This window comes from Pseudomonas cichorii (assembly GCF_019719005.1).
GTDB classification, from domain to species: domain Bacteria; phylum Pseudomonadota; class Gammaproteobacteria; order Pseudomonadales; family Pseudomonadaceae; genus Aquipseudomonas; species Aquipseudomonas cichorii_E.
Genome location: NZ_JAIGPJ010000017.1, coordinates 94,721 through 108,659 on the forward strand (window position 1 = coordinate 94,721; position 13,939 = coordinate 108,659).

General features: G+C 56.5%; 13 protein-coding genes, 1 tRNA gene and 1 CRISPR repeat array. Of the genes, 7 read left to right on the top strand and 7 right to left on the bottom strand.

What is annotated here, in order from left to right; all coding sequences use genetic code 11:
- Nucleotides 1-5 precede the first annotated feature (5 nt).
- The 4 genes from secD to queA all read right to left on the bottom strand — a co-directional run bounded on the left by secD (nucleotide 6) and on the right by queA (nucleotide 4,520).
- Nucleotides 6-1,874, bottom strand: coding sequence for a protein translocase subunit SecD (secD, locus tag K5D32_RS14500; RefSeq protein ID WP_221578670.1), 1,869 nt, complete (start codon nucleotides 1,872-1,874; stop codon nucleotides 6-8).
- Between the two features lie 62 nt (nucleotides 1,875-1,936).
- The gene (gene yajC / locus K5D32_RS14505) at nucleotides 1,937-2,272 is read right to left on the bottom strand and encodes a preprotein translocase subunit YajC (protein WP_025258825.1); all 336 of its coding nucleotides are present in this window, start codon (nucleotides 2,270-2,272) and stop codon (nucleotides 1,937-1,939) included.
- Nucleotides 2,273-2,325: 53 nt separating this feature from the next.
- On the bottom strand, nucleotides 2,326-3,441 hold the full coding sequence (gene tgt, locus K5D32_RS14510; RefSeq protein WP_221600734.1) for a tRNA guanosine(34) transglycosylase Tgt: 1,116 nt from the start codon (nucleotides 3,439-3,441) through the stop codon (nucleotides 2,326-2,328).
- Between the two features lie 14 nt (nucleotides 3,442-3,455).
- On the bottom strand, nucleotides 3,456-4,520 hold the full coding sequence (gene queA / locus K5D32_RS14515) for a tRNA preQ1(34) S-adenosylmethionine ribosyltransferase-isomerase QueA (RefSeq protein ID WP_221600723.1): 1,065 nt from the start codon (nucleotides 4,518-4,520) through the stop codon (nucleotides 3,456-3,458).
- Nucleotides 4,521-4,637: 117 nt separating this feature from the next.
- Between queA and K5D32_RS14520 the strand changes: the two genes are divergently transcribed.
- The 7 genes from K5D32_RS14520 to K5D32_RS14550 all read left to right on the top strand — a co-directional run bounded on the left by K5D32_RS14520 (nucleotide 4,638) and on the right by K5D32_RS14550 (nucleotide 10,996).
- Nucleotides 4,638-4,722: transfer RNA gene (locus K5D32_RS14520), tRNA-Leu, on the top strand.
- Between the two features lie 372 nt (nucleotides 4,723-5,094).
- Nucleotides 5,095-5,362: a CRISPR direct-repeat array (repeat unit 28 nt; unit sequence CTTCACTGCCGTGTAGGCAGCTCAGAAA).
- Between the two features lie 384 nt (nucleotides 5,363-5,746).
- The gene (locus K5D32_RS14525) at nucleotides 5,747-6,268 is read left to right on the top strand and encodes a Bro-N domain-containing protein (protein WP_221600725.1); all 522 of its coding nucleotides are present in this window, start codon (nucleotides 5,747-5,749) and stop codon (nucleotides 6,266-6,268) included.
- Nucleotides 6,269-6,539: 271 nt separating this feature from the next.
- On the top strand, nucleotides 6,540-6,956 hold the full coding sequence (locus tag K5D32_RS14530; protein ID WP_095067095.1) for a carboxymuconolactone decarboxylase family protein: 417 nt from the start codon (nucleotides 6,540-6,542) through the stop codon (nucleotides 6,954-6,956).
- Nucleotides 6,957-6,964: 8 nt separating this feature from the next.
- Complete coding sequence (locus K5D32_RS14535; protein ID WP_260407390.1) at nucleotides 6,965-8,317, top strand: MFS transporter; 1,353 nt, start codon at nucleotides 6,965-6,967, stop codon at nucleotides 8,315-8,317.
- A gap of 498 nt (nucleotides 8,318-8,815) precedes the next feature.
- The gene (locus K5D32_RS14540; RefSeq protein WP_095067098.1) at nucleotides 8,816-9,136 is read left to right on the top strand and encodes a type II toxin-antitoxin system RelB/DinJ family antitoxin; all 321 of its coding nucleotides are present in this window, start codon (nucleotides 8,816-8,818) and stop codon (nucleotides 9,134-9,136) included.
- Nucleotides 9,072-9,386 carry a type II toxin-antitoxin system YafQ family toxin gene (locus K5D32_RS14545; protein ID WP_095067099.1) on the top strand — a complete coding sequence of 105 codons (315 nt, stop codon included), beginning with the start codon at nucleotides 9,072-9,074 and terminating at the stop codon, nucleotides 9,384-9,386. The genes K5D32_RS14540 and K5D32_RS14545 overlap by 65 nt, the downstream gene beginning before the upstream one ends.
- 347 nt (nucleotides 9,387-9,733) lie before the next feature.
- A complete protein-coding gene (locus K5D32_RS14550; RefSeq protein WP_221600727.1) occupies nucleotides 9,734-10,996 on the top strand; it encodes a DUF1835 domain-containing protein in 1,263 nt (420 codons plus the stop codon).
- A gap of 70 nt (nucleotides 10,997-11,066) precedes the next feature.
- Here K5D32_RS14550 and K5D32_RS14555 read toward each other — a convergent pair whose 3' ends face one another.
- The 3 genes from K5D32_RS14555 to K5D32_RS25970 form a co-directional block, all read right to left on the bottom strand.
- The gene (locus K5D32_RS14555; protein ID WP_221600728.1) at nucleotides 11,067-12,191 is read right to left on the bottom strand and encodes a type VI immunity family protein; all 1,125 of its coding nucleotides are present in this window, start codon (nucleotides 12,189-12,191) and stop codon (nucleotides 11,067-11,069) included.
- 11 nt (nucleotides 12,192-12,202) lie between these two features.
- Nucleotides 12,203-13,501: a VRR-NUC domain-containing protein gene (locus tag K5D32_RS14560; protein ID WP_221600730.1), complete on the bottom strand. Its 1,299-nt coding sequence runs from the start codon at nucleotides 13,499-13,501 to the stop codon at nucleotides 12,203-12,205.
- A 3-nt stretch (nucleotides 13,502-13,504) separates the two neighbouring features.
- Nucleotides 13,505-13,939 (bottom strand): hypothetical protein (locus tag K5D32_RS25970; RefSeq protein ID WP_260407391.1); only part of this gene is annotated, 435 nt, incomplete at its 5' end.

A 13,939-nucleotide genomic window follows, 5' to 3' on the forward strand; every position in this document is an offset into this window, starting at 1 on the left:
GCCCCTTAAATCCACAACTTCTTGAAGTCACGACCGCCGTAGATCAGGTTGACCATTGCGCGGGTCACCATGATGGCCGTGAACATCGAGGTAAAGATCCCGAGCGACATGGTCACCGCAAACCCTTTGACAGGGCCGGTGCCCATCGCAAAGAGAATGCCGCCGACCAGCAGCGTCGTCAGGTTGGCGTCGAGGATCGCCGTGTAGGCACGATCGAAACCTTCGTTGATTGCACGCTGCACGCTCATGCCATTGGCGATTTCCTCACGAATACGCGAGAAGATCAGCACGTTGGCATCCACCGCCATACCCATGGTCAGAACGATACCGGCAATACCCGGCAGGGTCAGCGTTGCCCCCAGCAGAGACATCAGCGCCAGCAGCATGACCATGTTGAAGGCCAGGGCGACCGTCGCGATCAGACCGAAGAAACGGTAGATCGCCATGATGAACAGCGAAACGAACAGCATGCCCCACAGGGAAGCATCGATACCCTTGGTGATGTTGTCGGCACCCAGGCTCGGGCCGATGGTGCGCTCTTCAGCGAAGTACATCGGTGCCGCCAGACCACCGGCGCGCAGCAACAGCGCCAGCTCGGAGGACTCACCCTGGCCGTTCAGACCGGTGATCCGGAACTGGCTGCCCAGTGGCGACTGAATGGTCGCCAGACTGATGATCTTCTTGTCTTCCTTGAAAGTCTGCACCGGCACGTCTTTCTCGACGCCATCGACCGTCTGCTTCACATAGGTCGTGACCGGACGCTGCTCGATGAAGATCACCGCCATGCTGCGACCCACGTTACTGCGAGTTGCGCGGCTCATCAGCTCGCCACCGTGACCATCGAGGTTGATGTTCACCTGTGGACGGCCGTGCTCGTCAAAGCTCGCCTTGGCGTCAGTCACCTGGTCGCCGGTAATGATCAGACCACGCTCGACCGCTGCTGCCGGACGTCCGCCTTCGCGGAATTCGAACATCTCGGTCGTGCCTTTGGAGTCATCAGGACCTGCGCCCAGACGGAACTCCAGGTTGGCCGTCTTGCCGAGAATACGCTTGGCTTCGGCAGTATCCTGCACGCCCGGCAGCTCAACCACGATACGGTTGGCGCCCTGGCGCTGAACCAGAGGCTCGGCAACACCCAGCTCGTTGACCCGGTTACGTACGGTGGTCAAGTTCTGCTTGATGGAGTAATCGCGAATTTCAGCCAGCTTGACGGCTGTCAGCGCCAGACGCAGAACAGGAATACCGTTCAACTCGGCAGGCGTGATATCGAAATCGGTGAAGGTCTTGCGGACCAGGGCACGGGCCTGTTCACGCTCGGCATCGTCGGTGAAACCCAACTGAATGACGTTATTGACCTGTGGAAGGCTGCGATAACGCACCTTTTCCTTGCGCAACAGGGTTTTGACTTCGCCTTCATAGACTTTCAGGCGAGCATCGATGGCCTTGTCCATGTCCACTTCCAGCAGGAAGTGCACACCACCGGAAAGGTCCAGACCCAGCTTCATCGGGCTTGCGCCCAGGTTACGCAACCATGTCGGGGTAGTACGGGCCAGGTTGAGTGCGACGACATAGTCATCACCCAAAGCCTTGCGCACCACATCCTTGGCTGGCAACTGATCTTCCTGCTTGCTCAGACGCAACAAACCGCCCTTGCCATTCTCAGCCAGAGAAGAGGCCTTGACCGCGATACCTGCATCGGCAAGAGCCTTGCCTGCACGGTCCAGATCCGCCTGACTGACCTGCAACGCAGTACTCGCGCCGCTGATCTGGATAGCCGAGTCGTCAGGGTAGAGATTGGGTGCGGAATAAATGAAACCGATCGCCAGCACCGCCAGGATCAGTACGTATTTCCACAGAGGGTATTTGTTCAGCATCACGCCGCCCGCTTAGAACGCGGGGCGCCTTGCGCGCCCCGTCGATTGGTAAAAGATGGTACTCAGATCGCTTTCAGGGTGCCCTTTGGCAGAGTGGCAGCGATAGCGCCCTTCTGGATTTTCAGCTCGACAGTGTCGGAAACCTCGATCACCACGAAATCGTCGGTCACCTTGTTGATCTTGCCAGCGATACCGCCAGTGGTAACGACTTCGTCGCCCTTCTGCAGGTTGCTGAGCAGGTTTTTCTGCTCTTTGGCGCGCTTGGCCTGTGGACGCCAGATCATCAGATAGAAGATGACCAGGAAGCCGACCAGGAAGATCCACTCAAAGCCGGTGCCCGCAGGACCGGCAGCCGGTGCAGCAGCATCCGCGAAAGCGGGAGAGATGAAAAAGCTCATTTAGCGCTCCAATTGCATAATTAGTATAAGAAACACGAAAAATCGGTTCTGTTTCAGCCAAGCGGCGGCGTTGGAAGGCCGCGTTTGGCATAGAAGGCATCGACGAAGGCGGCCAATGTACCTTGTTGAATAGCCTCGCGCAAACCAGCCATAAGCAGCTGGTAATGCCGCAAATTGTGGATCGTATTGAGCATGCTCCCCAACATTTCGCCGCATTTTTCCAGGTGATGCAGATAAGCGCGGGAGAAGTTCTGGCAGGTGTAGCAGTCACAGGTCGGATCCAGCGGCGAATCATCATGGCGATGGAACGCATTACGGATCTTCAGAACACCGGTATCGATGAACAGATGACCGTTGCGGGCATTGCGGGTCGGCATCACGCAGTCGAACATGTCGACTCCGCGACGCACACCCTCAACCAGATCCTCGGGCTTGCCTACCCCCATAAGGTAACGAGGTTTGTCTGCTGGCATCTGGCCCGGCAGGTAATCCAGCACCTTGATCATCTCGTGCTTGGGCTCGCCCACCGACAGGCCGCCAATGGCCAGGCCATCGAAACCGATCTGGTCCAGCCCCTCGAGCGAGCGCATGCGCAGGTTTTCATGCATGCCGCCCTGCACGATGCCGAACAGCGCCGCCGTGCTTTCGCCATGGGCGACTTTCGAGCGCTTGGCCCAGCGCAGCGACAGCTCCATGGAAACCCGTGCGACGTCTTCATCAGCCGGGTACGGCGTGCATTCGTCGAAAATCATCACGATGTCCGAGCCCAGGTCACGCTGGACCTGCATCGACTCTTCCGGCCCCATGAACACCTTGGCGCCATCGACCGGAGAAGCGAAGGTCACGCCCTCCTCCTTGATCTTGCGCATCGCGCCCAGGCTGAACACCTGGAAACCGCCGGAGTCGGTCAGGATCGGCCCTTTCCACTGCATGAAATCGTGCAGGTCGCCATGGCCCTTGATGACCTCGGTGCCCGGACGCAGCCACAGGTGGAAGGTGTTACCCAGAATGATCTGCGCGCCGGTCGCCTCGATATCCCGAGGCAGCATGCCCTTGACCGTGCCATAAGTGCCCACCGGCATGAACGCCGGGGTTTCCACCACGCCACGAGGGAAGGTCAGGCGACCGCGACGAGCCTTGCCGTCAGTGGCCAGCAGCTCGAAAGACATACGACAGGTGCGACTCATGCTTGATCCTCTGAGGCCGATTCCTGCGGAGCAGTCGGCGCGGGATTGCGGGTGATGAACATCGCATCACCGTAACTGAAGAAGCGGTACCCATGCTCGATGGCCGCCTTGTAGGCCGCCATGGTTTCGGGATAACCGGCGAACGCCGAAACCAGCATCAACAGCGTGGATTCAGGCAAATGGAAATTGGTCACCAGCGCATCGACCACATGAAACGGCCGACCTGGATAAATGAAGATATCGGTGTCGCCGCTGAACGGCTTCAACACGCCATCACGCGCAGCACTCTCCAGCGAACGCACGCTGGTGGTCCCGACCGCAATCACCCGCCCGCCCCGCGCACGGCACGCGGCCACGGCATCGACCACTTCCTGGCTGACTTCCAGCCATTCGTTGTGCATATGGTGATCTTCGATCCGATCCACGCGCACCGGCTGGAAGGTGCCAGCGCCCACGTGCAGGGTCACGAACGCCGTCTCGACGCCCTTGGCGGCAATCGCCTCCAGCAGCGGCTCGTCGAAATGCAGACCTGCCGTCGGCGCAGCCACCGCACCGGCACGCTGGGCATAGACCGTCTGATAACGCTCGCGGTCAGCGCCTTCGTCCGGGCGATCTATATAAGGAGGCAACGGCATATGCCCGACGCGGTCCAGCAGCGGCAGCACCTCTTCGGCAAAACGCAGCTCGAACAGCGTGTCGTGACGCGCCACCATCTCGGCCTCGCCACCGCCGTCGATCAGAATCGACGAACCCGGCTTGGGCGACTTGCTCGACCGCACATGCGCCAGCACCCGATGACTGTCCAGCACCCGCTCAACCAGAATCTCCAGCTTGCCGCCGGACGCTTTCTGCCCGAACAGACGTGCGGGAATCACACGGGTGTTGTTGAAGATCATCAGATCACCAGAGCGCAAATGCTCAAGCAAATCAGTGAATTGACGATGCGCCAGCGCGCCGCTCACCCCGTCCAGGGTCAACAGACGACTACTGCGCCGCTCGGCCAGCGGGTGGCGAGCAATCAGGGAATCAGGAAGATCGAAGGTAAAGTCAGCAACGCGCATGATGGTGTTCGATAAGCAGGGCCGGGGAGTTTATCCGGTTTGGAGGGATTAGTAAAAAACCTGCAAAAAACCTTGTTGACCAATGATATGCGCATCCCTATACTTCGCCGCCATTGAGCCCTGATGGCGGAATTGGTAGACGCGGCGGATTCAAAATCCGTTTTCGAAAGGAGTGGGAGTTCGAGTCTCCCTCGGGGCACCAAATAGCAAGACACCCACGCGGTTGCAGAGCTTGGGTTTAAAAGAAACCGGCCAGTTGAGCCGGTTTTTTTGTGTCTGGGTTTTGGTGATTATCCAGTCTGCCTGCTGGGCCTGTAAGAGCGAATTCATTCGCGAAACGGCGTTCCAGACAATACATCTCCTGTAAATGTACCAACCTCTCGCGACTGAAGTCGCATCCTACAAGTCCGGTGCCAGACCACCACTTAACGCACCCTCCTTTTGACCCTATTTTTTCGTCCCACCATGCACCCTTTTAAAATCAATCACTTACAGAACCGGCGAAAAAAGGGGTAAAACGACCGCAAGCGCATATTTTTCTTTGAAAACGGAAGGTTATCGAGCAGAGTGCCTACTTCACTGCCGTGTAGGCAGCTCAGAAATGGCAGCGCACTCAATGCGGCGTTCAGCGCCTCTTCACTGCCGTGTAGGCAGCTCAGAAATATGAGTCAGCTCTTCAGCTCATGATTGGTGCCTTCACTGCCGTGTAGGCAGCTCAGAAAGTAGCCCCCTTCACTCCTGAAGGCATAAAAGGCTTCACTGCCGTGTAGGCAGCTCAGAAAGAACTGCTGGGCGTCGTACTCGATGCAGTCCACTTCACTGCCGTATAGGCAGTTCAGAAAACCAATATCATCACTCATGCAGCCTGTTCAACCGCAAAATCCTACGCTCCTCTCATACCAGCCCTACCATTACCCACTCCCCATCCATCCACCCAAACTGAATCTCCTCATTTAACCCACACAGCCCCCCAAGCTACTCTTCCCGACAGTTCGCTACTAATTCAGCGACAGGGTTTGGCGACCCGACCAAGCTAAATCTCTCCCCATCGTGATGCAGGCGCTTTATCCTGTCAGCTCATCGCGTTATGGCGGTTGTGTGCGGGAGGCCTTCGGGCCTGCCGGGCTTGGAGATGGCTACCGGTTCGCCAACCCACACACAACTGCCACCCATTGTTTGGCGACAATTCGGGCAGTTCCAACAGCCATATCCGATGAATGAAAACCATGCAAAATTTCAACAGCGATCTTCCCTGTACATCCTCCTTCGAATCCACCCTCTTCCTCCGCCACAGCCGCATGCTGCGCGCCATGTTCACCGAATCCCAAGCCTGGTTCTGTCTCTCAGACCTTGCCCGTCTGATGGGCCAAACCCTGGGCGAACGATCAGCGCTCAAGCTGGATGCCGATCAGCGTCGGGTTGTCTGGTTGCAGGCCAATGGCAAGTGGCAAAAGCAGTTGATGGTCAGCGAGTCGGGGGCGTTTGCGTTGTTGGTTCATCATTACGTGCCTGAGAACCGGGCGTTGCGGCAGTGGCTGACTCATGAGGTGTTGCCGGTGCTGCATGGGGCGCAGAACGTGACGTTGGATAATCCGCGGCTGAGCCATTTGCACTGGCCGGGTACGTCATTGAGTGTGATGCAGTGGCGTGATGAGCCCTGGATTCGGTTGCGGGATATGCCGAATGTTGCCCCGCAGGTTCTATCTTCGCCTGAGCGCGGGTTCTGGCGGAAGGTGATGGGGCGCTGAGGCAACAAAGACCGAGTAAGGCCGTGTTGCTTATACGGCCTTGCTGTTCCGGGTAGACATTGTTGGCAGAAATGACGCTTTCCCGGATAAATCCGGTCCCACAGATCGCGTGGTGCCGGGGAGTACGGAACCATTCCACACTGGAATGCACATCATGAAAATTGTGATTTTTTGTTATCCCGGCAAATGGCTATAGTGGCGATACACGCGCCGGGGCCACACCTTGGGCGTTTCAGTCGCTACCCAATAAAAATGAATACCGGAGCCTGTCATGCCACTGAAAGAAGAGTTCGATAACCCGCAATTCAAGAAAGGCCTGGAGGTGCGTCGCGAGGTGTTGGGCGCGGCTTATGTGGACAAGTCGGTCGATGAGGTCGAGGACTTCATGATTCCGATGCAGAAGATCACCACCGAATGGTGCTGGGGTGAGGTCTGGACTCGTCCGGGGCTGGAGCGCAAGACTCGCAGCATGCTCAATCTGGCCATGCTGACGGCTCTCAACCGGCCCAACGAGGTGCGTCTGCATGTGCTGGGTGCCTTGAACAATGGCGTGACGCCTGCCGAGATTCAGGAAATTCTTTTGCAGGCCTGTATCTACTGCGGCGTGCCGGCAGCGCTCGACAGTTTCAAGATTGCCAATGAAGTGGTGAAGAAGTTTCAGGCTGATCAAGCCGCCGATCAGGCGTGACCTGAGCGATGCCTTCCACTGCACCGCAACTCACCGCACGCCAGTGGCGGGCGATGGCGGCGATTCTGGTGTCCATTGCACTGGCAACGCTGGATATCGCCATTGCCAATACCGCCTTGCCCGCGATTGCGGCGGATCTGAATACGCCACCCGCTGCTGCGGTATGGATCATCAACGCCTATCAACTGGCGGCGGTGGCAACCCTGCTTCCGCTGGCTGCGCTGGGCGGTGTCATCGGGCCGCGCAAGATTTATCTGGGCGGCCTCATCCTGTTTGTCCTGGCGTCCGGGCTGTGCAGTCTGGCGGATTCGTTGAGCACACTGATCGCGGCACGTGTGCTGCAAGGCCTGGGTGCCAGCGCGATCATGAGCGTGAATACCGCCCTGATCGGCCAGATCTTTGCGCGGGAGCATCTGGGGCGCGGGGTGGGCCTGAATGCTCTGGTGGTAGGCACCGCCTTTTCAATCGGCCCTACCGTGGCCTCGCTGGTGTTGTCAGTCGCCAGTTGGCCCTGGCTGTTTGCGATCAATCTGCCTATCGGGCTGTTTGCAGTGGCCTTCGCCTGGAATTCCCTGCCCACAGCCCATACTCGCGCCGAGCAGCCTTTCGATTACAAGACAGCGCTGCTGAACACGGTCACGTTCGGCGCACTGATCTTTGCATTGGGTCAGGCCGCTCAACTGGAATCCATGTTCAGTGTGCTGGTCGGGTTGGGTGTATTTCTGATCGCCGGGGCGCTGATGCTGCGGCGTGAGCGCAATCATCCGGCCCCGATGTTCCCGCTGGACCTGCTCAGGCGGCCAATGTTTGCCTTGTCGGCCCTCACGGCGTTTTGTGTGTTCACGACTCAGGGGCTGGCGTTTGTGTCTCTGCCGTTCTTTTTTGAACATACGCTGGGGCTTGATCCGATCCAGACCGGTTTTCTGATGACGCCGTGGTCGGTTGTGGTGGCAGCCATCGGTCCCTTTGCCGGGCGGTTGTCGGATCGTTATCCGCCAGGCGTGTTGTGCAGCATCGGGCTGGCCATCCTGAGTACCGGCATGCTGTCGCTGCTATGGATGCCCGATCATCCTTCGACCAGCGAAATCGTGGCCCGCATGATTTATTGCGGGATCGGGTTCGGGTTTGTCCAGGCGCCCAACCTCAAGGCGATCATGACCACAGCGCCGAAGGAACGGGCCAGTGGTGCCAGCGGTACTGTGGCCAGTTCCCGCCTGATTGGTCAGGCGACCGGCGCAGCGCTGGTTGCGCTGTGTTTCGGGCTGGTTGGCGACAGCGGGCCGAGCCTGGCGTTGGCTGTGGGTGCTGGTTTTGCGGCGGCGGGTTGTGTGGCCAGCAGTTTGCGGATGGTTGTTCGGTAACGCCTTCGCGGATAAATCCGGTCCCACAAAGTGATATGCCTGTTAGCCAGGTGAACATTGCATTCATCGTGTCCGTTGCCTATATTCCGCTCGGCGCTATCCAGGCCCCCATCTGCGGAAAGCTTACAGGCCACACATTCACTGACTGCACCGCTTTGGCCCTTTTTTCCACCCATCTCAGCTCAATCGCGCTTCATTTTTCTGCAAAACCTTTCACACGATGAATTCGCCGACCAATTTAAAGCCCCTCGGCTGGTCTGTGCTGCAGATTTTTTGTACTGCGAAAAGCGCGTCAGCGAGAGGGGTGAGCGCTTTTTCAGCAATCTTTTGTCTTGTGTCTACCGCCTTGGGAGACGACTTGTCAGCCTCATGATTCAAGACGTACGGACTGGCTGAGGTCCGGCCCAAGACAAAAAGCACTTGCCCAAATTTGATGGAATGACATAATCGCCACGTAGCCACAACGTAGCTACATACCAAGCTGAGGAAGCTGAGATCATGACTGCAACACTTAAAACCACCGATGTGCGTTGCCGCATCGACGAGGAGTTGAAGGATCGTGCCACCGCAGTACTGAATGCATGCGGGCTGACCCTCAGTGACGGCTTGCGTCTTTTTCTCCGCCAAGTTGTGACAACTCAAGGGCTGCCTTTCGAGGTACGCGTCCCCTCGGAAAAAACCGCTCGAGCCATGGCACAAGCGCGTGAAATTCGTCGTCAGTTCGACTCTATCGATGACATGTTAAGGGATACTGATGGCAAAGCCGGAAAAGAAGCAAAAGCGCGCCGACCTGCCAAAACAGTGCGCGCAGACACCTGAATTTAAGAAGTCCTGGGAGCGTTATAAGCGCGCCGGGCTTCGCGACATGCATGAAGTCCGCAAGGTTATGGTGATGCTGTTCTTGGGGGAGCAGTTACCTCCCGAGTATCTGGATCATGCACTGAAGGGCGAATGGGCCGGGTATAGGGAATGTCACATCGGCGGGGACTTTCTTCTGATTTATGATATAGCCCGAGCCGATCTAGTGACCTTTGTCGATCTCGGCAGCCATGCTGAATTGTTCAAATAGCTCAACATCACCGCCTCTGATTTCTCAAGATCAGGGGCCAAACCTCCTAATGCCGATCAGTTAAGGCATACCTGTCACTGGTGGGAATACGTTGGCCGCGACGAGCTGTGGCCAGCAGCATCCGGATGGTTATTCGGTAACGCCCTCCTGAATAAATCCGGTCCCACAAAGTGATATGCCTGTTAGCCAGGTGAACATTGCATTCATCGTGTCCGTTGCCTATATTCCAGCCCGGCGCTATCCACGCCACCACCCGCGGAAAGGGCTGCGCCCAGGATCATGCTTCCCCGCATTCGTCATTACGACTCCCAACCTTCAAGCGGACAAGGTTTGTGCAAGGAGATCGTATGTCTACTCGTTCTACGTCATTGTCCAATGACGGTCGTATCAACCTTGAGCAGCAGCGCAAGCGTGCCAAGGAGCTTTTGCAGCGCATGAAAAACGGCGCTGCGCCTGATGAGCTTTCGCTGCTTTCACGTACTCATTCCTCCGTGCCTGTGACGCTGTCCGATGCTCAGTGGCTGATCGCCCGAGAGTTGGGTTTCAGCAGTTGGCCCAAGCTCAAGGCTCATGTGGATGCGGTGGAGTTTGCGGCGCTGCATCCGGATTTCGAGGCGAGTGACGAAGCGCGTACCGTGCATTGGCGTTGCGGCAACGACATTGCGCACAGCCTGCAACTGGCGGGTTTCAAGGGTTCGTTCCGAATGCTGACGGACCCGCTGTGCATGGGACCGGTCCAGGATCTGCCTGCCGAGGCGTACAAGGCGCTGCGCAGCCAGTTCATCAACGAGGCTTTCGGGGTTGATGTGGCCGACGCCGCACGACGGTTCGATGATGAATATTCCAACCTCTCGCAGTTGAGTGACGCCGACCATAGCGTGCTGTGGTGCGAAGCGGATGCTTATGATCAGCTTTTCCTTGCACGGGCGCTGGCGGGCCTTGAGCGTCTGCCGCGCAAGCTTGAGCTGATCGAGTTGGATCGGGTGCCAGGCGTCCAGCGCTTCATCGGCATCGGGCAACTGGCTCCCGATGTGCTTGCCTGGCTTTGGCCACAGCGCAGGCTAGTGGATGAGGACGCGCTGTTGTTGGCCCGTCAGGCGTGGCTGGCGTATTGCGATTCATCTCCCGTGGCCCTGGCGAAACTGGCTCATGAACCGAACGCGGCCCTGCCCTTTCTCGCGCCGGCGCTGTTGCGGCAATTGCAGGAGTTGCCGGGTATTCGCGATGGTTTGTCGCTCACGGAGCGCCTGGCTTTGCAGTATGTGGACGAGGCTGGCCCGGTGGCATGCGGCAGGGTTTTCGCCGAGCTGATGGCCAGGCGCGAACCGCTGCCGTTTCTGGGGGATATGATGTTTCACACGATGATGCGACCGCTGATCGATACCCCGCGCCCCTTGCTGATCGAGTCGGAGGCTCATCAGGAATGGCCTCGGCGTCTGTTGACGATTACGGAGCTGGGCAAACAGGTTTTGAGTGGCGCGGCTTACTGGCCGGAGCATGCGACTCATGAGCGTTGGGTCGGTGGAGTCTGTGTTCGTCCAGGTCAGCCTCATTGGGGGATTGATGAGCAGGTGTTGCCGGTCTGGCGTGAGTCTCTTTCGGGCATGTAGCAAAGTCTATGGCGGCGCAGCTTTCAGCAGCAGAAGATTAAGGTTGCGCCCCCATTGGAAATGCCGGTAATTAACTCTCACCCGACCAGTACCAAATCGTATCCCCCCACGTCGAATCACTGATGCGCGGCATGATTTCACCTTGCTGGAAGTGGCGTCTTGAGTTGGCTTGGGCTGGGGTGAACCAGTAGCCAGCGACAGTGCATGGCTGACCGGCCTCAAGACGGGCGGGAGTTTTTGATTGATCATCATCCTGGTCGAAACGAGCGTACCAGCGCGAAGTGCTCTCTTCTTCAAAGGCATTCCCATAGGGCGAATAGGGGTGCAGTTGATCAGGTTGTTGAATGCGTATCTGTTTAATTATTCTATTTACTGCAACATAAGGTAGAGGGGGGCCGTCCTCCAATCGTCCCAGCTGTGGGTACTCGCCAGCTTTGATAATAAGACCGTTGCTATACGTCAGGATCTCTATATCGCCGCGACCACTGAACGCCTGACGAAGCACCGCTTCGCCACCTAGACGGTTCACAAAGTACGTCCCTAAAACAGTGAACCAATTAACTCCTTTTACAGCCTCCAATAGTTCGATTGACGACGCATGAGGCATGGAATCAACTTCCAACCCAGAATATTGCTGAGCCAGTTGGTACTCGGTAGGAATATAGCGATGGTAGTCATAAGGCAAAATACTCGACAGCCCCCCATAGCCATGTTCTGCATTGACTTGATCACATAGATACGTAGCCCACTCTTGAAACCTTGAAAGTCCATCAGACTCCAAGAGAACATTCCAAGGCATTACAAGCTTGATATAAGATCGGAGTTTATCACCATGCACTTCAAAAGAGTTCAGGGCGCTAAGCGAATACTCAGCTGCCTCCGTATCATTGGAAGCACTGCCTAGAAAAAGACTGAACTCCTCATTCCCGCCACTCGCTAAAATGGCTTGTTGGGCCTTTTCAAAACTAGCAGCCGTCAGTTTTTTATGGCGACCATACACCAAGCACTTCAACTTTTTCTGGTGTTCGTCGTAAAAGCGACGAAAACACTCCAAAAGCTTTCCTTTAGTTTCACTTGTATATCCTTGCTTGAAATACACAGTAAAAATCAGGCCTAGCCTGACTACAGGCTTACCATCCGGCAATTCAAAAGCAAGGTCGGGTGCTTGCTGTTCCAGCTTTTTTAATATATTCATGTTCTCTCTCATTAGCCAGCAGCTACTGTAGCAGTCACTGTAGCACCGCCCAAGATTGTGGCTAACAGAGCCCAAGAGGCTTGGGCCAAGCGAATAATAACCAGCAGAGCGGCTACGAGGGCAGCCGGGATACCTGCGGCAACAACTGCGGCTCCGATAGCAAACGCTACAACTACAGTGGCAACGACGACGCCCACATCAATCAAGACCTGCACCCAGTCAATCTGCCGCAACATCTCCAAGGTAATGTCGGTATATCGTTGAATCTCTTTCCAGGCCGCTCGTAACTGATCATCTGTCCAGCGTACTATCTGAGCGCCGGTTTCGCTTACCCAGTCCCATGCTTTCTGCGATTCACGACGCACCCAATCACCTTTGATACCCAGCCAAGTGGCGGCATCCTCCAGATGCTGTTGAATTTCTTGCGACAATTGCCTGATACCTTCAGCACCCTGCTCTAAAAGACCATCCACAGCAGACTGAACCTGCTGAGTCCAGCTTTCAACATGTGCAGGTCTGGGTGTTGCTGTTGGGCCATAGGCTGGCACCGGTACAGGTGCTGGCCTCGGCGCTTCATCAGGGTTACGACCGGGCAAAATCGACGGCCATTGCAAAGGGTTAAACTCGCCTGTTGGCTTATGTTCTCTGTTGTACTGACGATCTCGTTCACGCTCATCATCATCTCGACAGTCACTAATCTCCAAAACAGAGAAACGACCACGCCCTCCAGCGATTAACAGATAGGCTCGCTCCTGCTCGGGATATAACTTGTCTCCCGGAAACTTCACCTCCACGAGCCGCTCCAGATTATTCGGATGAGCAACGCCCTGATGATCAGGTCCTGCCTGCCCCGGCCATCGGATGCTGCGGTTTTTCACAATAATGACGTCCGGGCGCCTCAGTAAGCCCTTGACCGAATTTTTGGGAAACGGAAATAACGTATGGCGCCGCAACGGATCAGGCGTCTCGTTCTCGCCAAAAAATGAAGAGCTGAGAAATGGCTTGGGCGGAAGAAATGCCATGTCAAAGCAGACTTCCGCTTTGTAGTCCCAAAGAAAATCCCGGCGATACTCGTCAGCTCTGATCAACCCGCTCATGACCAGTTGCTTGAGCTCCAACCCTGTCACACCACCATCCTTTGTCTTCTTGATCGATAGCTTCGGAAATCGCGATGCGTAATTCGCCTTTTCCATCAAGTAAGGCTTGTTGTCCGGATTGGGCAATGGGGCTTCTTTGACCGTGCCTTCAATGCTCGTATTGGTACAACTTTGAGGCGTCTGAGGGGCCTGAGGTGGTTGCATGACTGCCATGTCTTAGCCCTCCGAGTTGGCGTCTTTGAAGTCCAGAGTCATTTCTTTTGGAGCACTTTCACCCGCCCTGATCAATGGTTCTTCAGGCTCAGGCTTACGAACAGGCGTCAACAACTCCACTTCGACAGGGTCAGTGCTATGGGCAAGAAAGGTCTTGCCTTCTTCATTGGTGTAACCTGCGATACGCGTACCGTCGGCCAGTTTCAGGGTGTAAGGACTTCCTACTAAAGGCTCGCCTGTTTTTTCGTCTTGAAGCAGGTAGCGTGCTTTGTGACTGCGCGGAGCATTTTTAAGTAATTGTCCGAACCGGTCCTTATCAGCCAAGCCGGGCAACAAAGCCGCTAATATCTGAATCCCGCTCCCCGCCCCCGGCGACCCACCGGAATTGGTCTTCACCTGCGCCCCACTGATGGTCACGCCGCCAGCATCGATCTTGAT

Bases quoted from the DNA above. Each gene is read 5' to 3' on its own strand.
- secD (WP_221578670.1), bottom strand. From the start codon at position 1,874: ATGCTGAACAAATACCCTCTGTGGAAATACGTACTGATCCTGGCGGTG.
- yajC (WP_025258825.1), bottom strand. From the start codon at position 2,272: ATGAGCTTTTTCATCTCTCCCGCTTTCGCGGATGCTGCTGCACCGGCT.
- tgt (WP_221600734.1), bottom strand. From the start codon at position 3,441: ATGTCTTTCGAGCTGCTGGCCACTGACGGCAAGGCTCGTCGCGGTCGC.
- queA (WP_221600723.1), bottom strand. From the start codon at position 4,520: ATGCGCGTTGCTGACTTTACCTTCGATCTTCCTGATTCCCTGATTGCT.
- K5D32_RS14525 (WP_221600725.1), top strand. From the start codon at position 5,747: ATGCAAAATTTCAACAGCGATCTTCCCTGTACATCCTCCTTCGAATCC.
- K5D32_RS14530 (WP_095067095.1), top strand. From the start codon at position 6,540: ATGCCACTGAAAGAAGAGTTCGATAACCCGCAATTCAAGAAAGGCCTG.
- K5D32_RS14535 (WP_260407390.1), top strand. From the start codon at position 6,965: ATGCCTTCCACTGCACCGCAACTCACCGCACGCCAGTGGCGGGCGATG.
- K5D32_RS14540 (WP_095067098.1), top strand. From the start codon at position 8,816: ATGACTGCAACACTTAAAACCACCGATGTGCGTTGCCGCATCGACGAG.
- K5D32_RS14545 (WP_095067099.1), top strand. From the start codon at position 9,072: ATGGCAAAGCCGGAAAAGAAGCAAAAGCGCGCCGACCTGCCAAAACAG.
- K5D32_RS14550 (WP_221600727.1), top strand. From the start codon at position 9,734: ATGTCTACTCGTTCTACGTCATTGTCCAATGACGGTCGTATCAACCTT.
- K5D32_RS14555 (WP_221600728.1), bottom strand. From the start codon at position 12,191: ATGAATATATTAAAAAAGCTGGAACAGCAAGCACCCGACCTTGCTTTT.
- K5D32_RS14560 (WP_221600730.1), bottom strand. From the start codon at position 13,501: ATGGCAGTCATGCAACCACCTCAGGCCCCTCAGACGCCTCAAAGTTGT.